The 22,659-nt window shown below is 61.1% G+C and carries 23 protein-coding genes; 9 read left to right on the top strand and 14 right to left on the bottom strand.

What is annotated here, in order from left to right; translation table 11 throughout:
- Positions 1-653: 653 nt before the first annotated feature.
- Together LOY69_RS22115 and LOY69_RS22110 are read left to right on the top strand one after the other, a co-directional pair.
- Positions 654-1,376: a response regulator gene (locus LOY69_RS22115; RefSeq protein WP_102880580.1), complete on the top strand. Its 723-nt coding sequence runs from the start codon at positions 654-656 to the stop codon at positions 1,374-1,376.
- Positions 1,373-2,983: an ATP-binding protein gene (locus LOY69_RS22110; RefSeq protein ID WP_110594736.1), complete on the top strand. Its 1,611-nt coding sequence runs from the start codon at positions 1,373-1,375 to the stop codon at positions 2,981-2,983. The genes LOY69_RS22115 and LOY69_RS22110 overlap by 4 nt, the downstream gene beginning before the upstream one ends.
- Here LOY69_RS22110 and LOY69_RS22105 read toward each other — a convergent pair.
- Complete coding sequence (locus LOY69_RS22105) at positions 2,952-3,722, bottom strand: 4'-phosphopantetheinyl transferase family protein (protein WP_265073598.1); 771 nt, start codon at positions 3,720-3,722, stop codon at positions 2,952-2,954. The genes LOY69_RS22110 and LOY69_RS22105 overlap by 32 nt on opposite strands.
- 221 nt (positions 3,723-3,943) lie before the next feature.
- On the opposite strand from LOY69_RS22105, the gene LOY69_RS22100 reads away from it, so the two are divergent.
- The 3 genes from LOY69_RS22100 to LOY69_RS22090 all read left to right on the top strand — a co-directional run bounded on the left by LOY69_RS22100 (position 3,944) and on the right by LOY69_RS22090 (position 6,686).
- Entirely contained in the window at positions 3,944-4,546 is a 603-nt protein-coding gene (locus LOY69_RS22100; protein ID WP_102860716.1) for a hypothetical protein, read from the top strand.
- 119 nt (positions 4,547-4,665) lie between these two features.
- The gene (locus tag LOY69_RS22095) at positions 4,666-5,343 is read left to right on the top strand and encodes a response regulator (protein ID WP_102880577.1); all 678 of its coding nucleotides are present in this window, start codon (positions 4,666-4,668) and stop codon (positions 5,341-5,343) included.
- The gene (locus tag LOY69_RS22090; protein WP_102880576.1) at positions 5,340-6,686 is read left to right on the top strand and encodes an ATP-binding protein; all 1,347 of its coding nucleotides are present in this window, start codon (positions 5,340-5,342) and stop codon (positions 6,684-6,686) included. Before LOY69_RS22095 ends, LOY69_RS22090 begins: the two co-directional genes overlap by 4 nt.
- Positions 6,687-6,698: 12 nt before the next feature.
- Here LOY69_RS22090 and LOY69_RS22085 read toward each other — a convergent pair whose 3' ends face one another.
- A complete protein-coding gene (locus LOY69_RS22085) occupies positions 6,699-7,697 on the bottom strand; it encodes an AraC family transcriptional regulator (protein ID WP_110651464.1) in 999 nt (332 codons plus the stop codon).
- Positions 7,698-8,030: 333 nt separating this feature from the next.
- Between LOY69_RS22085 and LOY69_RS22080 the strand changes: the two genes are divergently transcribed.
- Positions 8,031-9,362: a dicarboxylate/amino acid:cation symporter gene (locus LOY69_RS22080; RefSeq protein WP_102880574.1), complete on the top strand. Its 1,332-nt coding sequence runs from the start codon at positions 8,031-8,033 to the stop codon at positions 9,360-9,362.
- A gap of 147 nt (positions 9,363-9,509) precedes the next feature.
- Entirely contained in the window at positions 9,510-10,691 is a 1,182-nt protein-coding gene (locus LOY69_RS22075) for a CaiB/BaiF CoA transferase family protein (RefSeq protein ID WP_265073597.1), read from the top strand.
- Positions 10,692-10,724: 33 nt separating this feature from the next.
- Here the strand turns inward: LOY69_RS22075 and LOY69_RS22070 are convergent, their stop codons facing one another.
- Entirely contained in the window at positions 10,725-11,219 is a 495-nt protein-coding gene (locus LOY69_RS22070) for a SprT family zinc-dependent metalloprotease (protein ID WP_102880572.1), read from the bottom strand.
- A 149-nt stretch (positions 11,220-11,368) separates the two neighbouring features.
- Positions 11,369-11,971, bottom strand: a complete 603-nt coding sequence (locus tag LOY69_RS22065; protein ID WP_102860723.1) for a Yip1 family protein — start codon at positions 11,969-11,971, stop codon at positions 11,369-11,371.
- A gap of 293 nt (positions 11,972-12,264) precedes the next feature.
- On the opposite strand from LOY69_RS22065, the gene ttcA reads away from it, so the two are divergent.
- Positions 12,265-13,089, top strand: a complete 825-nt coding sequence (ttcA, locus tag LOY69_RS22060; protein ID WP_102880571.1) for a tRNA 2-thiocytidine(32) synthetase TtcA — start codon at positions 12,265-12,267, stop codon at positions 13,087-13,089.
- Positions 13,090-13,148: 59 nt separating this feature from the next.
- Here the strand turns inward: ttcA and LOY69_RS22055 are convergent, their stop codons facing one another.
- The 7 genes from LOY69_RS22055 to arsC form a co-directional block, all read right to left on the bottom strand.
- Positions 13,149-14,684 (bottom strand): ArnT family glycosyltransferase, encoded by a 1,536-nt coding sequence (locus LOY69_RS22055; protein ID WP_265073596.1) that lies wholly within the window; start codon positions 14,682-14,684, stop codon positions 13,149-13,151.
- A 103-nt stretch (positions 14,685-14,787) separates the two neighbouring features.
- Entirely contained in the window at positions 14,788-16,539 is a 1,752-nt protein-coding gene (gene arnT, locus LOY69_RS22050) for a lipid IV(A) 4-amino-4-deoxy-L-arabinosyltransferase (RefSeq protein ID WP_265073595.1), read from the bottom strand.
- 242 nt (positions 16,540-16,781) lie between these two features.
- The gene (locus tag LOY69_RS22045; RefSeq protein ID WP_265073594.1) at positions 16,782-17,447 is read right to left on the bottom strand and encodes a histidine phosphatase family protein; all 666 of its coding nucleotides are present in this window, start codon (positions 17,445-17,447) and stop codon (positions 16,782-16,784) included.
- Positions 17,448-17,880: 433 nt separating this feature from the next.
- Complete coding sequence (locus LOY69_RS22040) at positions 17,881-18,552, bottom strand: DNA-3-methyladenine glycosylase I (RefSeq protein ID WP_102880567.1); 672 nt, start codon at positions 18,550-18,552, stop codon at positions 17,881-17,883.
- Between the two features lie 125 nt (positions 18,553-18,677).
- Positions 18,678-19,100 carry a DUF2069 domain-containing protein gene (locus LOY69_RS22035; RefSeq protein ID WP_110594719.1) on the bottom strand — a complete coding sequence of 141 codons (423 nt, stop codon included), beginning with the start codon at positions 19,098-19,100 and terminating at the stop codon, positions 18,678-18,680.
- Positions 19,093-19,698 carry an NAD(P)H:quinone oxidoreductase gene (gene wrbA, locus LOY69_RS22030; protein WP_265073593.1) on the bottom strand — a complete coding sequence of 202 codons (606 nt, stop codon included), beginning with the start codon at positions 19,696-19,698 and terminating at the stop codon, positions 19,093-19,095. Before wrbA ends, LOY69_RS22035 begins: the two co-directional genes overlap by 8 nt.
- Positions 19,695-20,048, bottom strand: coding sequence for an arsenate reductase (glutaredoxin) (gene arsC, locus LOY69_RS22025; protein ID WP_265073592.1), 354 nt, complete (start codon positions 20,046-20,048; stop codon positions 19,695-19,697). Before arsC ends, wrbA begins: the two co-directional genes overlap by 4 nt.
- Positions 20,049-20,187: 139 nt before the next feature.
- Between arsC and LOY69_RS22020 the strand changes: the two genes are divergently transcribed.
- On the top strand, positions 20,188-20,652 hold the full coding sequence (locus tag LOY69_RS22020) for a TlpA disulfide reductase family protein (RefSeq protein ID WP_102880564.1): 465 nt from the start codon (positions 20,188-20,190) through the stop codon (positions 20,650-20,652).
- A gap of 71 nt (positions 20,653-20,723) precedes the next feature.
- Here LOY69_RS22020 and LOY69_RS22015 read toward each other — a convergent pair whose 3' ends face one another.
- From LOY69_RS22015 to LOY69_RS22005, 3 genes are all read right to left on the bottom strand, one after another.
- A complete protein-coding gene (locus LOY69_RS22015; protein ID WP_102860733.1) occupies positions 20,724-21,128 on the bottom strand; it encodes an META domain-containing protein in 405 nt (134 codons plus the stop codon).
- The gene (locus tag LOY69_RS22010; RefSeq protein WP_102860734.1) at positions 21,125-21,562 is read right to left on the bottom strand and encodes a hypothetical protein; all 438 of its coding nucleotides are present in this window, start codon (positions 21,560-21,562) and stop codon (positions 21,125-21,127) included. The genes LOY69_RS22015 and LOY69_RS22010 overlap by 4 nt, the downstream gene beginning before the upstream one ends.
- Positions 21,563-21,652: 90 nt before the next feature.
- Positions 21,653-22,642 (bottom strand): 2-hydroxyacid dehydrogenase, encoded by a 990-nt coding sequence (locus tag LOY69_RS22005; RefSeq protein ID WP_102880563.1) that lies wholly within the window; start codon positions 22,640-22,642, stop codon positions 21,653-21,655.
- Between the last annotated feature and the right edge of the window lie 17 nt (positions 22,643-22,659).

The raw sequence follows: 22,659 nt of genomic DNA, 5'->3' as shown, positions 1-22,659 counted from the left end.
CAGTTCAGGAAGGGGGCTATTGGCGCCGCTTCCATGCCGAAGTCATGGTGTCGAGCCTGGGCTCGGCACCTTATTCCTGGTGGGTGACAGTCTTGTTGCTGCAACACCCGTACCGCTTTCTCCTGGACAGGGTGGAAAACGATGCCATCCGCACGCGCGGTCTTGGTCTTCTGAAACAGCGATTGGTTCCACCAAACGGGGCAAGAAAAGGGCTTGAGTTTCTTGTCTGAAGTGTGTTTGGTTTTTTGCGTAAAACCCTAGATATAGGTGTTTTTGGCCGGCGGGCTACAAGATAATGCGTTTTGGGGGCTGATTGCAACGTGCTGCCTGTGGATAAGGTTGTGCGTAAATTGTGTATGGGCTGGGTAAAACTCGCGCAGGCCGCAGTCCTAGTGCATGGAACCATTTGTCACTGTTTTTTACCGCCTGAAATTGCCTTGGGCGGATTTTTGCGGGCGCGAACCCTATCACAAAAAATCCCCCTGACCGAGTCGTTTTAGTCGCTTGTATGTGGGCCGATCCCGGTTGCTACAATCCGTCGCGGTCCATGAGTTGCTGGCGACGTTTTCCATGGCCGGTTATCCGTCTTTTTCATGACAAAAAGACGGGTGCTTTCTTTCCAGTGAATGCTGGCAATAAAAAAGAGGTCGAGCGTGGAGCAAGAAGCCTGGCAGGTACTGATTGTCGAGGATGACCAGCGTCTGGCTGAGTTGACCCGTGAATATCTCGAGAGTAACGGCCTGCAGGTGGCCATCGAGGGCAACGGCGCCCGGGCTGCCGCCAGGATCATTGCCGAGCAGCCAGACCTGGTGATTCTCGACCTGATGCTGCCCGGTGAAGACGGCCTGAGTATCTGTCGCAAGGTTCGGGCTCGCTATGACGGGCCAATCCTCATGCTCACCGCCCGTACCGATGACATGGATCAGGTCATGGGCCTGGACCTGGGGGCCGATGACTACGTCTGCAAGCCGGTACGCCCACGGTTGTTGCTGGCGCGGATCCAGGCCTTGCTGCGGCGCAGCGAAGCAGCGGAGCCTGCCCAGGAGAAAACCCGGCGCCTGCAATTTGGTCCTCTGGTGGTGGACAACGCCCTGCGTGAAGCCTGGCTGAGCGATGTCGGCATCGAGCTGACCAGCGCCGAGTTCGATCTGTTGTGGCTGCTGGTTGTGAATGCGGGGCGGATACTGTCCCGTGAGGAGATCTTCACCGCTCTGCGCGGCATAGGTTATGACGGCCAGGACCGTTCCATCGATGTGCGCATCTCGCGCATCCGGCCCAAGATCGGCGACGACCCGGAGCACCCGCGACTGATCAAGACCATTCGCAGCAAGGGCTATCTGTTCGTTCCTGAAGCCGCCGCCGACTTGCCCTCGTGAACTCCATCTTCCTGCGGATCTATGGCGGCATGTGCGCCGCGCTGATCCTGGTGGCGCTGCTGGGGGTGCTGGCTCTGCACCTGCTCAACGAGGTGCGCAGCGAGCAGTACCGCGAACGACTGGCCCACGGCACCTTCTCGCTGATGGCGGATAACCTCAAGCCCATGAGCGAGATCGAGCGTCGCCGCGCCCTGGCCGTGTGGGAGCGGCTGTTGGGGATTCCCCTGAGCCTGAAGACCTTCAACCAGACCGACCTGGACAGCAGCCAGCGTGGCCGGGTGCTGCGCGGGCAGGCGCTGGTGGAGCAGATCGGGCCCTTTGCCGCCCGGGTCTATCGCCTGGTCAGCGAGAAGGAGCAGTTGCTGCTCAGTGCCGAAGTGCAACAGATCAGCGAGCAACTGGCCCGGGCAACCATCTATCTGCTGGCGGACGAGTTGGTACGGTATCCGGTGGCGGAGCAGCCTGAGCGCCTGGCGGCATTGAAGAAGGCCAAGGGGTTTGGTTTCGATATGCACCTGTCCACCCTGGATGCCGCCGATATGGATGAGGACCAGCGCCGACGGGTGGCCGAGGGCGATACGGTGATGGCCCTGGGCAAGGGCGGTGATTCGATCCGGGTATTTGCGGGGTTGGTGGGGACGCCCTGGGTGCTGGAAATCGGCCCTCTGTATCAGATGAACCCTTATCCGCCGCAATGGCTGGTGCTGATTGCCGTGCTCGGCCTGAGCTTGATCGGCCTGATCGTCTATTTATTGGTACGCCAACTGGAGCGACGTCTCAGCGGCCTGGAATCGGCAGCCACGAAAATTGCCAAGGGCAGCCTGGAAACTCGCGTGCCGGCTCGTGGTGTGGATTCGGTGGGGCGCCTGGCGGCTGCATTCAACGGCATGGCCGAGCATTTGCAACGCTTGTTGGCGATCCAGCGCGAACTGGTGCGGGCGGTCTCTCATGAGTTGCGTACACCAGTGGCTCGGTTGCGTTTTGGTCTGGAGATGATTGCTTCGGCAAGTACCGATCAGGCGCGACAGAAGTACCTGGATGGTATGGATCACGATATTCAGGACCTGGATCGTCTGGTGGACGAGATGCTCACCTATGCCCGCCTGGAACAGGGCTCGCCGGCCTTGAACTTCCAGCGTATCGACCTGGATGCCCTGATTAACCAAGTGATCAGCGAACTGGCACCCTTGCGGGCCAACCTCAAGGTCCAGCGTGGGCTGTGCCTGTCCGACGCCGAGTGCGACGGGGCCTGGGTCGAGGCCGAGCCGCGCTATCTGCACCGGGCGCTGCAGAATCTGGTGAGCAATGCCATGCGCCATGCGGAATCCCAGGTCACTGTCAGTTATCAGGTGGGCCAGTTGCGCTGTCGGGTGGATGTGGAGGATGACGGTCCCGGCGTGCCGGAAAGTGCCTGGGAAAAGATCTTCACGCCTTTTCTGCGCCTGGATGACAGTCGTACCCGGGCTTCCGGCGGTCATGGGCTGGGGCTGTCGATCGTGCGGCGAATCATCCACTGGCACGACGGTCGGGCCCTGATCAGCCAGAGCAAGAGCCTCGGGGGTGCCTGCTTCAGCCTCAGCTGGCCCCGACAGCAGGAGCCCCGCTGAGGATTGTCTGCGGGGCGGCCTTGATGGCGATCAGACTGAGCAACTGGTTGTCCTCGACCACGAACTGCCCCTGTAGCTCACTGCCGTGGTGCCATTCATCGCTCAGGTCCGTCAGTAGGCGCACTCGGACCTGGCCCTCTATAGACCACTCCAGTACTTCGGCGTGTTCGAAGTAGAAGTTTTTGTGCACCAATGGATACAGGGTCTTGTACAGGCTTTCCTTGATCGAGAAGGTCAGGGTCACCGCCAGGGCGTGCAACGCGGGGGGCAACAGGTCCCGACGTTGCAGTTCCGCCGGCGTGAGGATCTGCTCAGCCAGATTGGCCGCACGCTCATTGCTCAGCAGCTTTTCCAGGTCTATTCCCAAGGCTCGCCAGTGCTGTTTGTCGGCGACGATGGCGGCGGCGCGGCCGGTGCCGTGGGTAATGGAACCGCAGATATGCTCGGGCCAGATCGGCGCCCGGTCGGCACCGATCGGAGGAACCCAATCCACATTCTGCAGTTGCCACAGGGCGGCCCGGGCACACAGGCGTCCGGCCAGGAACTCGGCCTGGCGCTTGGCCACCGAGCGCTGGATGCTGGGCGGCGCTTCAATGCCGCTGCGCTGGAAATCATCCGCAGCCAATTGCCCGGGATCGAACCGAGTGCTCAGCCAAAGGGTATGGGGCAAGGCCTCCGGCAGGGGCCAGGAGGCATCCAGAGAGGTACAGCAAGCGGGGAGAGGGGGGAGTGCATTCATGGCCGCTAGTTTGCCGGGTTGAAGAGTTCGAGGGTAGCGGTGTGTGGTGCAGAGAGGGGACTCAGAAAGCTGGGCGAGAGCGTTGTGCAGGTTGAAATGCCTCAAGACAGCTAGATGGATCTGGTTCAGGCGAGGTTAAGAGTGTGTTCAGGGGGAGTTCAGGGCGGGCTGTTTACTCTAGCCCCGTACCCAAAAAGCCAATAGCGCAAAGGAAACTTCCTATGACTTCATTGAAAAAACTGATCCTGGCCTTTACCGTTCTCGGCGCCAGCGCCGCCGTCCAAGCCGCTGACAGTAACTTCGCCAGCCTGACCTACGGCCAGACCAGCGACAAGGTTAAAAAATCCAGCCAGCTCAACAGCAATCTCGGGCATCCGAACGCCGATGGTGTGATCGGCAAGGACAACACCTGGGGTGTGCGTTTCGGTCAACAGAATGATCAGGGCCGTTACTACGCCACTTACGATTACGTTTCCGGCTCTCACAATGGCATTAAACTGCGTCAGCAAAATCTGCTGGGCAGTTACGATATGTTCCTGCCGGTGACCAGCAGCACCAAGCTGTTTGGCGGTGCTACCGCCGGCTTGACCAAGCTGACCCAGGAATCCCCGGGCTTCAGCCGCGATAGCGACATCGGTTACGCGGTGGGAGTGCAGGCGGGTGTCCTGCAGCAGGTTTCACAAAACACCTCGGTGGAGCTCGGCTACCGTTACCTGCGCAGCAATGCCGGGACCGAGATGAGCGAGCGGGGCGGCAGCAAGCAAGGTTCCTTGAGCCTTACCAGCAGTGCCCAGACTTATCTGTCGGCCAACTACGCTTTCTGATAAGCGGCCTGGCCTGAACCGCGCCGGACTGTGCCTTGGGTACGGTCCGGCGCTGGCGCATTGATCGTCAGGGCGCAGGGGCGCCCTTGGAGATGTCGAATTTTGCCTGGGAGAGCGTTATGAAGTTGCTGGTCGTCGAAGATGAGGCGCTGTTGCGCCATCACCTGCAAACCCGCCTCACCGACAGTGGCCATGTGGTCGAGTCCGTGGCGAACGCCGAGGAGGCGTTGTATCAGACCGAGCAGTTCAATCACGACCTGGCGGTGATCGACCTGGGGTTGCCTGGCATGGGCGGACTGGATCTGATCCGTCAGTTACGTGCCCGTGGCAAGACGTTTCCGATCCTCATCCTCACCGCCCGCGGCAATTGGCAGGACAAGGTCGAAGGCCTGGCCGCCGGTGCCGACGACTATGTGGTCAAGCCGTTTCAGTTCGAAGAGCTGGATGCACGGCTCAATGCGTTGCTGCGGCGTTCCAGCGGTTTTACCCAGTCCACCATCATTGCCGGCCCTTTGCTGCTGGACCTGAATCGCAAGCAGGCGTCCATGGATGATCAACCCCTGGCGCTGACCGCCTACGAATACCGGATCCTCGAGTACCTGATGCGCCATCACCAGCAGGTGGTGGCCAAGGACCGGCTGATGGAGCAGTTGTACCCGGACGATGACGAGCGTGATCCGAACGTCATCGAGGTGCTGGTGGGGCGGCTGCGGCGCAAGCTGGAGGGGCCGTCGGGCTTCAAGCCGATTGATACGGTGCGCGGCCTGGGCTATCTGTTCAACGAGCGCTGCCGATGATTCGATCGCTGCGGCTGCGGCTGATGCTGGCGGCGACCACCCTGGCGGTGCTGTTCATGCTGGCGTTGCTGCCGGCCATGCAGGGGGCCTTCAGCCTGGCGCTGCAGGACTCCATCGAGCAGCGCCTGGCTTCCGACGTCACCACCCTGATTTCGGCGGCGCGGATTGAAAACAACCGCCTGCAGATGCCCGCACAACTGCCGGACGAGCGCTTCAATCTCGCCGACAGTCGCTTGCTGGGCTACATCTATGACCGAGAGGGGCACCTGGTCTGGCGCTCCCGGGCCACCCAGGAAGAGAACATCAATTACCGGCCGCGGTACGACGGGCGCGGTAACGAGTTCGCCAGAATCCGTGAAGCCAATGGCCAGGAGTTCTTCGTCTACGACGTCGAGATCAAGTTGTTGGGGGGCAAGAATGCGGCTTTCAGTATCGTTGCACTGCAACCGGTGCGTGAGTACCAGCAGACTCTGGAAGGGGTCAGGGAAAACCTCTATCTGGGCTTTGGTGCGGCGTTGCTGGTGCTGCTGGCATTGCTCTGGCTGGGGTTGACCTGGGGTTTGCAGGCCCTGCGACGCTTGAGCCAGGAATTGGACCAGATCGAGAGCGGTACCCGCCAAAGCCTCAGTGAGGAGCATCCGCGGGAGCTGTTGCGCCTGACCGGCTCCTTGAACCGCCTGCTGCAAAGCGAGCGCGAGCAGCGTAGCCGCTACCGGGACTCCCTGGATGACCTGGCCCACAGCCTGAAAACCCCGTTGACGGTGTTGCAAGGGGTCAGCGAGGACATGGCGCAACGGCCTCAGGATCGGGAGCAGGCCTGGGTCCTGCAGACGCAGATCGAGCGCATGAGCCAGCAGATCAGCTACCAGTTGCAGCGTGCCAGCCTGCGCAAGAGTGGCCTGGTGCGCCATCAGGTACGTCTGCGGCCGGTGCTGCAAAGCCTGTGCGACACACTGGACAAGGTCTATCGCGACAAGCAGGTGCGCGTGTCCTTCGATTTGCCCGAGCGCTGCTATGTGCCAATCGAGCACGGGGCCTTGCTGGAATTGCTTGGCAACCTGCTGGAGAACGCCTACCGCCTGTGCCTGAGCTCGGTACGCATCAGTGTGCGCGAGACTCTGGATGGTTCAGAGCTGTGTGTAGAGGACGACGGCCCTGGTGTGCCACCCGATCAGCGAGCACGGATTCTCCAGCGTGGCGAACGTCTTGATCGCCAGCACCCAGGGCAGGGCATAGGCCTGGCGGTGGTCAAAGACATCATCGAGAGTTATGGCGCGCAGTTGACCCTGGGGGATTCAGCCTTGGGCGGTGCGGCCTTCAGGATTCACTTCCCGGCCCTGTAAAGGGCGCTTTGGCTACTGCTCCCGGGCGCGATAGGCGCCTGGGGTCAGGCCAGTCCATTTCTTGAATGCCCGATGAAAGGCCGAGGGTTCGGAAAAGCCCAATTGCTCGGCGATCTGTTGCAATGACAGGTCAGCCCGCCCCAGGTGGTAGATGGCGATGTCACGGCGCAGTTCATCCTTGAGTGCCTGAAAGCTCGAACCTTCTTCGCGCAAATGGCGACGCAATGTCTGCGGGCTGACGTGCAGGTGCTGGGCAACGCTTTCCAGGTCGGGCCAGCGCTCCCGGTCTCGGCTGAGCAGACGCCGCAACTGGCTGCTGAGGCTGTCGCCCTGGTCCGGGCGTGACAGCAGATCGGCGGGGGAGCGCTCAAGAAAGTGCTTGAGGGTACGTTCATCCTGTAGCAGCGGCATGCCCAGGTAGCGACTGTGGAACAACAGGCTGCTGTGCTCCTGGCTGAACAGCAGTGGGCAGGGGAACAGCAAATCGTATTCTGCGCCGTGTTCGGGTTTCGGGTAGCTGAAGCAGGCTTGTTCAAGGCGTATGCGCTGGCCGATCAGCCAACTGCCCAGGCGATGCCAGATCACCAGCAGGCTTTCGCTAAGAAAGTGCTCCGGGTCCCATAACTCAGAATCATCCAGGCTCAGGCGGGCCATTTCTCCTTCGTGCGTCAGGCGAAGGCGCGGTGCTTGCGCAAACAGGCTGTAAAACAACAAGCCGCGATTGAGCGCTTTTTCCAAGGTGCGGCAGTGGATCAGCGCGTGGCACATCATGGCGAAGGTTCCGCGTTTGCTGGGGCCATGGCCGAAACCCAGGTACTCGTCGTCCAACGCTAGCCACAGTTGCTGCAGCAGACTGGTGAATTGTTCGGGGGCGATGCGTGCCTTGGGCTGGCTCAGCAGCTCTGGACTGATGCCCAGCTGCTGCAGAAGCGGCCCGTAATCGTAGCCGCGACGACGTGCACCGCCTAAGGCGGCACGGGCAAAGTGGCTGGCGATGGTGCGTTCGCGCATGAAGGCTGGTCCGTCCATTGAGTGGCGGATGTTAGCCAGCCCCCTATGAGGGAACAAGGCGGATATCCGCCAAATTGTAGGACGAGACTCGGCGAATGGGCGGAAATCCGCCAGCGGCGCCGGGTGCAGTGGAAGCCAAGATCGGCCTGTCCCCCTGATGTCTAAAGGCCTGTAGGGCTTTTTTACAAGGTGGCACGGGCTTTGCGATAGAGCCGGAAGATCTGCCAGCACGCAGTTCGACACAACAAATCCCTCCAGCGCAGGAGGGTTCGCACTTTAGGCACCGCATGCATCGACGGAAGCTGTATGCCGGGGCTCTTGAGGAACTTTGCAATGACGACTCGTCAGCCACTGTACAAATCCCTGTATTTCCAGGTGATCGTTGCCATCGCCATCGGCATCCTGCTCGGTCACTTCTATCCTCAGACCGGCGTGGCCCTCAAGCCCCTGGGTGATGGGTTCATCAAACTGATCAAGATGGTCATTGCGCCGATCATTTTCTGCACCGTGGTGAGTGGTATCGCCGGCATGCAGAACATGAAATCGGTGGGCAAGACTGGCGGCTACGCGCTGCTGTACTTCGAAATCGTCTCCACCATTGCCCTGCTGATCGGCCTGATCGTGGTCAATGTGGTGCAGCCGGGTGCTGGCATGCACATCGACGCCTCGACCCTGGATGCTTCAAAAGTCGCTGCCTATGTGACTGCGGGCAATGACCAGAGCATTGTCGGCTTTATCCTCAACGTGATCCCGTCGACCATCGTGGGTGCCTTCGCCAACGGCGACATCCTGCAAGTGCTGATGTTCTCGGTGATCTTCGGTTTCGCCCTGCATCGCCTGGGTGCCTACGGCAAGCCGGTGCTGGACTTCATCGACCGCTTCGCCCACGTGATGTTCAACATCATCAACATGATCATGAAGCTGGCGCCCCTGGGTGCGCTGGGTGCCATGGCCTTCACCATCGGTGCCTACGGCGTCGGCTCCCTGGTGCAACTGGGCCAGTTGATGATCTGCTTCTACATCACTTGCGTGGTATTCGTGCTGGTGATCCTGGGGGGCATCTGCCGCGCCCACGGTTTCAGCGTGATCAAGCTGATCCGCTACATCCGCGAAGAGCTGCTGATCGTGCTGGGTACCTCGTCCTCGGAATCGGCCCTGCCACGCATGCTGATCAAGATGGAGCGCCTGGGTGCCAAGAAGTCGGTGGTCGGCCTGGTGATTCCTACCGGTTACTCCTTCAACCTGGACGGTACCTCGATCTACCTGACCATGGCGGCGGTGTTCATTGCCCAGGCAACTGACACCCACATGGACATCACTCACCAGATCACCCTGCTGCTGGTGTTGCTGCTGTCCTCCAAAGGTGCTGCTGGTGTGACTGGCAGTGGCTTCATCGTTCTGGCCGCCACCCTGTCGGCTGTGGGTCACCTGCCGGTGGCCGGTCTGGCGCTGATTCTGGGTATCGACCGCTTCATGTCCGAAGCCCGTGCCCTGACCAACCTGGTGGGCAACGCCGTGGCTACCCTGGTCGTTGCCAAGTGGGTCAAGGAACTGGACGAAGACAAACTGCAGGTCGAGCTGGCGTCTGGTGGTCGTGCGATCATCGACACCCGTGAAACCGACGATCTGGGTGTGGCTGAAGGCCCGGCACCGAGCATCAAGTAAGTCTTGCTGAATATAAGAAACCCGCTACGGCGGGTTTTTTATTGCCTGGAGATTGAGCACAACGGTCAGTCCGGCTGACCGTTGTGGTAATTGTTGCGTTGCTCGCGGCTGCCTACTCTGAAGCAATCGATCAAGAGGAGAGGGCACATGCAAGGGCCGTTGGCGTCACTCAAGGTACTGGATTTCTCCACCCTGTTGCCGGGGCCGTTCGCCTCGCTGCTGCTGGCGGACATGGGGGCCGAGGTACTGCGCATCGAGTCGCCAACCCGCATGGACCTGCTGCGGGTGCTGCCACCCCACGACCACGGTGTATCCGCCAGTCACGCCTATCTCAACCGCAACAAGCGCAGCCTGGCCCTGGACCTCAAGCGGCCCGAGGCGCTGGAGGTGATCCGGCAACTGCTGCAGGACCACGACATCGTTCTCGAACAGTTTCGCCCGGGCGTGATGGAGCGCCTGGGGTTGGGGTACGAGGCCTTGAAGGCGATCAACCCGCGGCTGATCTACGTCTCCATTACCGGTTATGGCCAGACCGGACCCTACAAGGACCGCGCCGGGCACGATATCAACTACCTGGCCCTGACCGGGCTCGCCAGCCAGACCGGACGCCGCGACCAGGGCCCGTTGCCTCTGGGCATTCAGGCGGCGGATATTGCCGGGGGCTCGCTGCACGGCGTAATCGGCCTGCTGGCGGCGGTGATCGCCCGGCAGCACAGCGGCCAGGGCCAGCACCTGGATATCAGCATGACCGATTGCGTGTTCAGCCTGAACGCCATGGCCGGAGCCGGTTACCTGGCCTGCGGGGTAGAGCCGGGGATGGAACAGCAGGTGCTCAATGGTGGCAGCTTCTACGACTACTACCGCAGCCGGGATGGTCGTTGGCTATCGGTGGGCAGCCTGGAGCCGGTGTTCATGCAGCAGTTGTGTCAGGCCCTGGGGCGGCCGGAACTGGCGGCCCAGGGTTTGTCCCCCTTGCCCGAGCAGCAAAGGGCCCTCAAGCAGGCCTTGCAGATCGAGTTCGAGAAACATGACTTTGCCGAGCTGTGCCAGTTGTTCGCCGGGCTCGACGCTTGTGTCGAACCAGTGCTCAGCCTGGCCGAGGCGGTGGAGCACCCCCAATTGCAGGCTCGGCAACTGCTGAGCCAGGTCCCCCGGGAAGACGGTAGCCTCCAGACCCAGATGGCATGTCCGCTGAAATTCTCCGACGGTTTGCCCGAACCGCGGCATATCGGCGCCAGGCTGGGCGCCCATTCCGATCAGGTGCTGGCGGAGCTTGGCTACAGCGCTGAACGTATCGAGGAACTGCGACGCAGCCAGGTCATTGCTTAGGCGTCGGCCTGCCGGCGAAGCGCGTTGACGCCATCACTCGACCCGGGTTTCGCCGCTGTACACCAGGGTGTGCCGACAGCGTCGGCACAGGTAGCGACGTCCCTGGGCCACCAGCTTGTGGCGTTGCGCCGAAAACGGAAAATCGCTCTCGGCGCAGGGGCAGCGGTAGATGTAGCGGGTCACGCTGCGGCGTTTGACTTCATAAGTGTGGCAACGATTGGGCGGCAGTTCATACACCCCGCGCATGATCAGTTGCCACTCCTCGCCGTGGGGCTGAATGCGTTCGCCAAACAACTGATGAGCGATCAGGTGCGCGACTTCGTGGGCCACGGTCTGCTTGAGAAAGTCTTCGCTGTTTTCCCGGTACAGCTGGGGATTGAAGCGCAGCAGGTTTTCGTGCAAGTGGGCAACGCCGGCTTTCTGGCCTCGTAATTTGAGGCTGACCACCGGGCGTTTGAAAGGACGTTTGAAAAAGGATTCAGCGAGTAGGAAACAGTCTTCGACGCGGGTATTGAGTTGCTCGGGCATGCTTAACGGCTCTCCAGAGCGGCTGAGTATGCCGCAAAGAGCGGCTAATCCGAATCGCCCAGGCGCCGAATGGTCGCAGGAGCGCCCATTAAGAAGGCCGCCTTGCGGCGGCCTGTGTTGGCAGATGGAGGATTATTATTGGTGCGGCGTCAGTTGGTGTACACGGGGCCGACGCCCAGGCCCCAGACAATCACGGTGAAGGCCATGATCGCTACCAGCACCACCAGTCCTACCGCCAGGACCGAGCTGGAAAACAGGAATCCTTCGTCCGATGGGATGTTCATGAAGGTCGGTAGCCCGACGTAGAGCAGGTACACCGTGTAGCAGATCGCCGCCGTGCCGACGATCATCCCCAGCCACATATGCGGATACAGCGCCGCCAGGCCGCCGACGAACAGCGGTGTCGCGGTGTAGGTGGCAAAGGCGACGCAGCGCGCCAGGCTCGGGTTGGCGTCATAGGTCCGGGCCATCCAGTGGATGAAAGCACCCATCACCGCCACGCCGCCAAGCATGGCCAGGTACGACATGATGGTCATCCACAGGGCGCTTTCCATGGTCAGCATCACCGGCGCGCGGTTGCCAATGACCCAGCCGACCTGGGTGGTGCCGATAAAGGCTGAGATAGCGGGGATCGCCGCCAGAATCAGCGTGTGGGTCAGGTACATGTGGCTGATGCTTTCTTCTGCATCGCCACGGATTTCTCGCCATTCCTGATCGGGGTGGGTGAAGAGTCCTACGACATGATGAATCATGGTCAGTCACTCCTTTCATTGTTGCCATCGCCCCCCAACGGAGCGCTTACAGCCAAGTGGCACAGTCAGTATAGGTCTATATATGCATGCGACCTTATGTCGCAGTATAGGGAGGAGTTTTCGTCAGATGTGCGCACCTTTAGAGCAAATCGCGCTGTAAAACCCCAGGGTAATCGCTGTCCTGTCTGTCAGCGCGGCCCCGGGGGGCGCTACGTTTCGACGCTTTCAAGGGGACGGGGTTTTTGCGTAAAATATTCGGCTTTTCGTCACATACCTCGCGGATTCCAAGCGCCATGGGCACTCTTACGGTCAACCAGAACAAACTGCAGAAACGCCTTCGCCGACTGGCGGGCGAAGCGGTCGCCGATTTCAACATGATCGAAGAGGGCGACAAGGTCATGGTCTGCCTGTCCGGCGGCAAGGACAGCTACACCATGCTCGACGTGCTGTTGCACCTGCAGAAGGTGGCGCCGATCAAGTTCGAGATCGTCGCGGTGAACATGGACCAGAAGCAACCCGGTTTTCCCGAGCATGTACTGCCGGCCTATCTCAAGGAATTGGGGATCGAGTACCACATCGTCGAGAAGGACACTTACTCGGTGGTCAAGGAGCTGATCCCGGAAGGCAAGACCACCTGCTCGCTGTGCTCGCGCCTGCGTCGTGGCACCCTGTACACCTTCGCCGACGAGATCGGCGCCACCAAGATGGCCCTCGGTCACCATCGTGACGACATCGTCGAGACCTTCTTCCTCAACATGTTCTACAACGGTTCGCTCAAGGCCATGCCGCCCAAGCTGCTGGCCGATGACGGGCGCAATGTGGTGATCCGCCCGCTGGCCTACTGCAGCGAGAAGGACATTCAGGCCTACTCCGATCTCAAGCAATTCCCGATCATTCCCTGCAACCTCTGCGGTTCCCAGGAGAACCTGCAGCGTCAAGTGGTCAAGGAGATGCTCCAGGACTGGGAGCGCAAGAGCCCGGGGCGTACTGAGAGCATTTTCCGCGGCCTGCAGAACGTGATCCCTTCGCAACTGGCGGATCGCAATCTGTTCGACTTCACCAGCCTGCGCATTGACGACAGCGCCACGCCGCGTTTCGTCAACGTGGTCAATCTCTGATCCGCACTCGCTGAGTCTTTATCGTCATGCCGGTTGCTATCCGGCGTGGCGAGGGGGCTTCAGTCCCCGAGAGCCTGAGGAATGAAAGCAACACTGCCCTCGGCTTTTCTTTTCGCCAGCCGTTCACCGTTGGTCGGCAGTGTGCGCACCAGTTGATGATCCTTGCCCAGGTAGCCGAGCATCAACGGTTCATTCTCACGCTGTTGCACCAGGATCAGCGTGCGCTGGGGGTCCCAATGCTGGCCGCTGGTCCTGTCCAGCCAGGCCATGAAGTCTGCGCTGGTGCCAGAGCGCGGGAAGTCCTGGGTTTCGGCGACGTAGTAGAAGGGCGCTCCCTGATTCTGCAGGTACAGCGGCACTTTGTTATCCACCTCGACCATCACCATCCGCCATTGATGCCAGGGGGCAATCCGGCTTGCTTCGGCCCTGACCTGCGTGCCGAACTGGATGACACCGCCTCCGCCGTTGCTCCAGGGGTAGGCCACCCCCAGCACCAGCAGCAGAACCACCGCTGCGCTGGCAAAGCCTATGGCCCAGCCGCGTTCGCTGGGCTTGCCGCTGGCGCGTCGTTGGAGCAGGTGGCGGTTCAGCCACCAGGCCCCTAACAGCTGGGCGAAGGGCGCCAGAGGCAGGACGTAATAGCTGCGCCGACTGCCGCTGGCAGTGAAGAACAGGAACAACAAACCCAGGGCCCAGACCAGCCAGCGCTCATTGGGTTGTAGCTGGCGCCAGTGACGCGCCGCTACCCAGAGGCCGAGTACCCAGCAGGGCGCCCAGGGCAAGGTGTAGGCCGGCAGGTAGATCAGGTAGGTATAGATCGGTCCGATATGGTCGAAAGGATCGAAGAAGCGTTGCACATTCTCCCGGAATACCAGGCTCAGCCCGCTTTCAGCGTAGGTCGGGGCGCCATACAGGTGTGAGAGCACGAACGGCACCATGTACAGCAGGGCAGCCATCAGCAACGCCAGGCACAGGCGCGGATTGAGGTGACGCTTCCAGCGTCCCTGGCTCAGCAGGTGTGGCAGCAGGATCAGCCCCGGCAGGACGAAACCGATCAGTCCCTTGAGCAGCGAAGTCGCCGCCAACAGCAGGAAGAACAGGCAATAGCGACTCAAGCGAGTGTCTTCTGGCCCTCGCCAGTACCACCACACTGCTGCCAAGACCCCGCACACGGTGAGAATGTCCGCGGTGGCCACCCGGGCCCAGAATGCAAAGTAGAAGGTGGTGGCCAGCATCCAGCCGGCGATCAGCCCGGTGCCCTTGTGAAACAGCTGCTCGCCAAGCAGGTACACCAGCCAGATGCTCAGCCACCCGGCGAGCACCGAGGACAGCCGCAGCGACCAGTGCCCCAGGCCCCCGGTCAGCCAGGCGCTGGCGGTGATCAACCAGTAGGACGGCAGGGGTTTGTCGTAATAGGGAGCGCCCTTGAGGTAGGGGTCGAAGTAGTCGCCACTCTGCAGCATCTGCAAGGCAATGTTGGCCCAGCGGGTTTCCGCCCCCCACAGCTCACGGGAGCCCAGGCCGAGCAGCAGGATCAGGGCGCTGACGCCCAGAAGCAGGATCAGATCCTTGCGTTCGCTATTGCAGATTTTCATGGGTGGGTTTGCGCAGGCCGGGTGGTGGAAGGAAAGGACCAGGAATGCCAGCGCCGATGGTGGTCGATGCTGACGCTCTCAGGCAGGCGTTTGGGCAGCTTGGTCAGGGTTGAGTGGCCGGCAGGATCAGGATCAGCATGTTGCCTTGCTCGTAGCGCTTGCCGCCCGGCGGCAGCAGGGCGACTTCTTCGTTCTCCAGTACGTCCTTGACCCGCATCACCACACCCACCGATCCCTGTTTGCGTGCGTCGCTGATCCATTGGCCAACGTCGGCCATGCTGACCTTGCGCTGGTTCGATTCAGGGTAGGCCAGGCCGTATTTCAGTTCGCCCTCGGTGTTATACAGCGCCACGTCCGGGCGTTGCAGGCGCCAGGCCAGTGCTGAGGCCGCCCCCAGGTCGTTGCTCAGCAGGCTGTGGGTCTGCTGGAGTTGCGCAAGGTGCTCCTTGATGAACTGGTCCGGCATCTTGTTGTGCACGATCAAGCCGGGCATTCCCGCAGGCAGCAGCGCTACCAGCAGCCAGATGCCCAGGGCCGGTGCTGCCCAGTAGTTGAGAGGCCTGGAGGCCGGCAGCAGGTTGGCGATGATCCAGCCCATGAGCATGATGAACACCAGGGACAGGCTGAGCATTTCGTCGTGGTCGTACACCGGGCGGGTGATCTGGATCACCACCAGCGCCACTAATGCAGCGAAGCCGATCAGTAGGTTGAGCAGACTGTTGAGGCGAACAGTTCGGGCCTTGCCTGCACTGATCCACTGGATCAGTGCATGGCCCATGAGCACGGCCAAGGGCAGCAGGCAGGGCATGATGTAGGTCGGCAGCTTGCCGCGGCTCAGGCTGAAGAACGCCAGCGGCAGCAGCAACCACAACAGCAGGTAACCGGTGGCCGCCTGGTGCTTGTCCTTCCAGGCCTGAATCAGGGTGCCTGGCAGCAAGGCCGCCCAGGGCAGGCTCGAAACCACCAGCAACGGCAGGTAGAACCACCAGGGGCGAGTGTGCTGCGCATTGTCGGCGGCAAAGCGGCGGATATGCTCATGCCAGAAGAAAAACCGCCAGAAATCGGGTTCATGGGCATGAATGCTCAAGACCCAGGGCAGGCTGATGGCAATCGCCACCAGCACGGCCACCAGGCCAAAGCGCAGCAACTCGCCGAAACGTCGTTGCCAGAGCATGTAGGGCAGGGCGATCAGTACCGGCAGCAGCCAGGCCAGGAAGCCCTTGGTCATGAAACCCATGCCGCAGGCGGCGCCCAAGGTGCCCCAGGCCAGCAAGCGGCCGCGTGGTGTCTGGCTGTCCAGGGCGAACCAGAGCGCCACCAGACTGAGGTTGACCCATAAGGTGAATTGGGGATCGAGATTGGAGTACCCGGCTTGCCCGGCGATCAGACCGAAGCTCATGTAAAGCAGGGCGGCGGCAAAACTCTTGCGCGGGTCGTTCCAGATCCGGCGAGTGATCAGGTAAGCCAGCAGTACGCTCAGGCCGGTGCTCAGGGCCGAGGCAACACGCACGCCGAACAGGTTGTCACCGAACAGTGCCTGGCCGATGGCGATCATCCAGTAGCCGGCAATGGGTTTTTCGAAGTAACGGATGCCCATGAAGTGCGGGGACACCCAATCCCCGCGAAGCAGCATCTCCTGGCTGATCTGTGCATAGCGGGTTTCATCCGGAATCCACAGGCCGTGGCTGGTCAGCGGCAGCAGGTAGAACAGGGCGAAGGCCAGCAGCAAGGAGGCTAGTGCCCAGCGCTGGATGCCGCTGGTTGTACTCCCGCCCACGGTATAGCCGGAAGGCGTGATGCTTGTTCCATTAGCCTGCGGCGGTAAAGTGCGCTGCATTTGTGTCCTCTGAGTCATGTGTTGAAAACGGTGCTTCGCTACATTCATCAGGTATGAGTGATGAACTGTAAAATGTTGTCGAGTGCCCGGGGTTCTCATGGTTTAAAAAATATACTTGGCTTCGCCTGTTTGATAGACTTTGTTGTAAGTGAGAGGGGCGCTCTCTTGGTTTAAGGGTTTATAAGCTCAATTAGTTGGCGAGTGAGTGTGTCTGCTTTTCGAGTGAAGTCTGTTGGGAAGTTGTTAAAAATAGTTGAAAGTTACTCGAGAGGGCCCTTAAGAGTTTGTCGCCAGCTTTCAGCATTGATAATGCCCAGTACTTCCATGGTTCCGTTTACGTTCAGGGTGACAAATAGCGAACTGGCGTAATGACTGGCCAGTGCATGTTCAAAGCCCAGCTGGCTTTCCAGGTCACTGATGCAATCGCTGTGGGTAACCAGGATCAGGTTGCGCTTGAACAACTTGTGCGTCTTGATCTGGTTTTCGAAGTGTTTGCCGCAGTTGCTCAGCCAGTCCTGGGTCTGCACCGGCCGCTTGAACATGAATTCCGAGGTTTGCCGGGTACGGGTTGCCGGGCTGCTGATGACGTCGGTGGAGGCCATGCCCAGAGTGCGGAATGCCTGGCCCACGTCGCTTGCTATGCGGCTTCCAGGCAGGGTGATGCCATCGGCAGGCCCCAGGCAGGGATTGGCGGAGCGGTCGCAGCGCTCGGCATGTCGCACCAGGGCAATCACCTCGCCGTCTTGCCAGTGGCGATAGAAGCCGGCTTGCTGCATCTGGTTGTCGACACCCAGGTCCAGTGGTGTGGCTGGCCACAGGACAAAGCCGCAGACGAGGATCGCCAGGGCTGCCCCACAGACGCCAGCCAGGATGCGCACGCTGCGGATTGTCTTGCCGCCAGTACCGGATTCAGCAGTATTGACCACGTCGTTTACCTGATTAGATTTTTGCCAGGAGTTCTGAAAAGAACGGCATGCGCTCACCGCTGCCCTCGCCGCAACTGGGGCCAATTTAGGTCGGGCCAGGTGGGCGGAGAGTGAAAGCAATGTGAAAAAAACGAATGAATGGCGACAGTTCTTTTAAACCTGACAGCCTGGGTTCAGGTTGTTGGCCTGATCAGTGCTTTGTTGTCAGGCCTTATTCATCTATTGGCCCGCAGAATGTGGCTGCAGTTAACTGTCTATCTATCGCTCTTATCGTTGCGGCAAGTGCGAAGTGAACTTTATCCGATAATAAACAGCGGAAGAAAAAACCCACGTTTAGTTCAGCTTATTGTCAGCTTGAGCTGGAGGAGGAGTTTGAGAACGGATGTTTCCCTGCCCGTTGTGCCGGGCAGAGAGCCATGTTGGTGACGGGGGATCAGTGATTGACGGTGTAGGCCAGCATCGCCGACAGCTGGCACAGTGGTCGACCACTTTCTTGCTGCCACTGGTTGAACACTTCCTGGACCAGGGCCTGGTCACGCTTGCTGCTGGGCACCTTGTCGATGATGTTCTGGGCATTGAGGGCCGCCACGACGTCCCACGTGGGGATGAACGTGTCCTTGCCCACCATGCGCAGGAAACGTGGGGCGGAAAGCCCCCCCATCTGGTTGCCGTGCTTGGCCAGGTATTGCCAGAGCCCAGTGATGTCCTGGACCGGCCAGTCGGCAATGAAGGCGCCGAAACTGCCGTGCTGCTTTTCGACATCAAGGATCATCTGGGCATTGCGCGGCACACTCTTGAGCTTGCCCAGATGGCGAATGATCCGTGTGTCCTGCATCAGTCGCTCCAGATGCTCGGCGCCCATGAGCACCACTTTGTCTGGATCGAAGCCAAAGAACACTTGTTCGAACGCCGGCCATTTGGCGTCCACCAGGCTGTGTTTCAACCCGGCGCGAAAAACCCGCAACGCCAGGGTCGACAGGTAGCGATCAGCGCTCAATGAACGCAGGTAGTCGTTGTTCGCTGGCGTCGGCAACTGGGCTTCCAGGGCTGCGGCGGAACCGAAGCGATTAAGACAGTATTCGTTCAACCATTTGTAATCGTGCATGCCTGCTCCGGGTTGGTTCGGGAGTATGGGTCAAGAAGTCTGCTGACCAAGGTGGGGGCGCCGAAACGGCGATGCAAGGTTCCCGGGCGATGTCATGCCCGGGGGAACCAGAGGGTTGCGGGGCGTCAGGCCGGGTTGGCACCTTCGCCGGCGAGCCGGCGATTGAGCTGGAAGCGCCAGCGTACGTAGAGCAGTGCCGAGGTGAATACCGCCAGGCTGGCGAACATTTCCAGCAGGCCGAACAGCTGGCGATTCGGGTCGTAGGCCGCCAGAGCCCCCTTGATGAAGTACAGGTTGACCACAAAGCACATCCACGCGTGTCCGCGAGCACTGCCGCTGAGCATGCCCGGTGCCATCAACAGCAGGGGCACCAGTTCGATCAGCAGGATCACCCAGGGCCGGGCGCCGTGGAGGTCGGCTAGCAGCAGGTAGTAAACGCAGAGCAGGCCTATCAGGCCGAAAAAACAGATCAGGCTGAGGATTCGGGCTATCCGGACCCGAGGTTCCAGCCATTCCACCGCGGGCAGGATCTTCGGCTTTTTAGCCACGGCCGTTCTCCAATTGCTGAGCGGTTTTCGCCAGGCGCAGGCCCAAGGCCCGGCACAGGGCGATTTCATGTTCGTCCAGCGGGCTCTTGCCGTCCGCCCCGGCATGATGGCTTGCGCCATAAGGCGTACCACCGCCACGGGTTTCCAGCAACGCCGACTCGCTGTAGGGCAGGCCGGTGATCAGCATGCCGTGATGCAGCAGCGGCAGCATCATCGACAGCAGGGTGGCTTCCTGGCCGCCATGCAGGCTGGCGGTGGAGGTGAAAACGCCGGCGGGCTTGCCCACCAGGGCGCCGGTCAGCCAGAGGTTGCTGGTGCCGTCGAGAAAGTACTTCAGCGGGGCTGCCATGTTGCCGAAGCGAGTCGGGCTGCCCAGGGCCAGGCCCGAGCAGTGCTTCAGGTCGTCGAGGCTGGCGTACAGCGCGCCGCTTTCGGGAATGCTCGGTGCCACGGCTTCGCACTCGGTGGAAACTCCCGGCACGGTGCGCAGGCGCGCTTCCAGGCCGGTCTGTTCGACGCCTCGGGCGATCTGCCGGGCCATCTCGTTGGTCGAACCGTTGCGGCTGTAGTAGAGGATCAGGATGTACGGCGCGCTCACGGCAGGATCTCCAGCACATTTTCCGGTGGGCGCCCGATGATGGCCTTGTCGGCGGTCTCGAGAATCGGCCGTTCCATGAGTTTCGGGTGTTGGGCGATAGCAGCGATCAGTTGTTCTTCGCTGAGGTGGGTGTCCGCCAGGTTGAGCTCTTTGTACTCATCCTCGCCGGTGCGCAACAGTTGGCGCGCACTGAGGCCGAGCTTGCCCAGCAGGCGGTGCAACTGGGGGGCGTCCAGTGGGGTTTCCAGGTAGCGGACCACGGTCGGCGCCAGGCCGCGTTGTTCCAGGAGTTCCAGCGCACCGCGGGATTTCGAGCAGCGCGGGTTGTGATAAAGCGTCAGATCGGTCATGTGCGGGTCGCATCTTGCGTAAGGTGGCGGCTATTCTACCCGCGCGACGGACTCTCCTGAACCTTGGGAGTCGATAGGTCGCAGCGATTATCGGTCATCGATCATTTTTCAAGGCACCCTTCAATACAGGAAGCACGGCATGGCAAGGCAATTGGCAGCAGCATTGGCGATATTCACCACCCTATTGCTGGGCGGCTGCGGGAATGACTACGGGGTCGACCAATACGGCCAGAAAGTCGCCGCCGAGCGCCTCGACAAGCAATGGCTGGTGCTCAACTACTGGGCGGAGTGGTGCGGGCCTTGCCGCACAGAAGTGCCGGAATTGAATGCCCTGAACGAGCAGCTCAAAGGGCAGTCGGCCACCGTGCTGGGGGTCAATTTTGACAATGTGCAGGGCGAGGAGCTCAAGAGCGCCAGTGAGAAGCTGGGGATCAAGTTCACGGTGCTGGCGCAGAATCCCGAGCAACTCTTCGATTTGCCACGCAGCGAGGCGCTGCCGGTGACCTACATCATTGACGACAAGGGCAAGGTGCGTGAGCAACTGCTGGGCGAGCAGACCGCCGCGGGTGTACTGGCAAAATTGCAGGCCCTGCGCGGTCATTGATGGGTGACTGCCTGCAGCCGCTGATAGCGTCGGCGGCCGCAGGCGTTGGGGTCAACCTGCCCCGGTTCGGATCAGCCTTCTTCCAGCCACCAGCGCAGCGGCTTGCCTTCGGCAGGCCAGAAGCGCACTTGCTCGATCGGCGAAACATCCCAGCGCTCCACGCTTTCCAGGGCCTGGAGGAAGCGCCGCTCCTGCTCCATCAAGGCTGGAGCACAGAGTTTGCGGGTGCTGCCTACCTTGCCGAAACGAAGCTTTTCGCCGTCCAGAGTGTAAGGCGCGAACCAGTGGTTGCAGCCGCCATTGCCATAGGCGCGACCGTCTTCACCCAAGGTAATGGTCAGGTGGCTGTAATCGATCAGTGGCCGTTCGCCGATCCATTCCAGGACGTAACTGCGATCCTGCTGCAGCTTCAGCGGCTCGGCGGCGCAGCCCATCAGGCCGGCCCCCAGTGCCGCAGTCAGCGCCAGGCGTTTCATTGGCCGGCCTGCTGGCATTTCGGGCAGAGGTGGCGTTCACCCTCACTGGCCCAGCCCAGCTCGGCAATTCGTGCGCTGGCGGCAGGTTTCTGGGCCTTGGTGCCGAGCTTGGCGTCCACTGCGAACTCGAAGTTCAGCTCTGCTGTGCAGCTGTCGCAGTTGACTTGCCATTGATGAATCGCCAGTTCGCCGAATACCGGGCCACGGGCCACGGCGACCCATTGGCCGACCGGATTGATCAGGTGGCGGACGGTGTCGACTGTCAGGCGCATGGACAGGTCCTTGCTGCCCTTGAGGGTGACCAGCAGCACGTCGTCGGTACGGATCGAACCACCGTTGCCGGTGACTTGATAACGACCCGGTACCAGGGCGCGGCATTCGATCAGGGTGTGTTGCGGGTTCATCAGGTTGTAGCGGAAATCGTGTTCGACCATGGGTCCTCCAAATCTGCCGCGTATGCTAGCACGGGCCCCTGCGCCGCAGGTTGCGGGCAGGCGACCTTCGATCAGGCCGTGACCGGGATTTCAGCCACGGACCTGATTTTGCGGCTGGCCCGCAGCCCAGCTGGCAATGTTGTGCAACGTGGTGTCGGCGATGGCCGCCAGGGCCTCATGGGTCAGGAAGGCCTGGTGCGCGGTGACTATCACATTGGGGAAGGTCAGCAGCCGGGCCAGCACGTCATCCTGCAGGGGCAGGTCGGAACGGTCCTCGAAGAACAGCTGGGCTTCCTCTTCATAGACGTCCAGCCCCAGGTAACCCAGTTGGCCGCTCTTGAGCGCGTCGATCAGCGCCGGTGTATCCACAAGACCGCCCCGCCCGGTATTGATCAGCATGGCCCCGGGCTGCATGTGCGCCAGGCTGTCCTGGTTGATCAGGTAGCGACTGTCGTTGGTGAGTGGGCAGTGCAGGCTGATGATCTGCGCCTGGGCCAGTAGCTCCGGCAGGCTCAGGTAGCGGGCCCCCAGGGCCTCGACGGCAGGGTTGGGGAAGGGGTCGTAAGCCAGCAATTGGCAGCCGAAGCCGGCCATGATACGAGCGAAGGTGGCGCCGATCTGCCCGGTGCCGACAATGCCCACGGTCTTGCCCACCAGGTCGAAGCCGGTCAGGCCGTGAAGGGTGAAGTCGCCTTCACGGGTGCGATTGTAGGCTCGATGCAGGCGTCGGTTCAGCGCCAGGATCAGGGCTACCGCATGTTCCGCCACGGCATGGGGCGAGTAGGCCGGGACCCGGACCACATCCAGGCCCAGGCGCTTGGCGGCGGGCAGGTCGACATGGTTGTAGCCGGCTGAACGCAGGGCGATCAGCCGGGTACCGCCGGCGGCCAGTTGCTCCAGCACCGGAGCGCTCAGGTCGTCGTTGATAAAGGCGCAGACCACTTCATGGCGCTCGGCCAGGGCCGCGGTGTCCAGGCTCAGGCGGGCGGCCTGGAATTGCAGTTCGATACCCGTGGGCAGGCGGGCGCCGAGAAAACTTTCACGGTCGTAGGTCTGGCTGCTGAAAAGAATCGTACGCATGCTTGCATCCTTGGTCG

Source organism: Pseudomonas sp. B21-059 (genome assembly GCF_026016285.1).
GTDB classification, from domain to species: Bacteria; Pseudomonadota; Gammaproteobacteria; order Pseudomonadales; family Pseudomonadaceae; genus Aquipseudomonas; species Aquipseudomonas danubii.
This window is presented reverse-complemented; position numbering and strand designations above follow the sequence as displayed.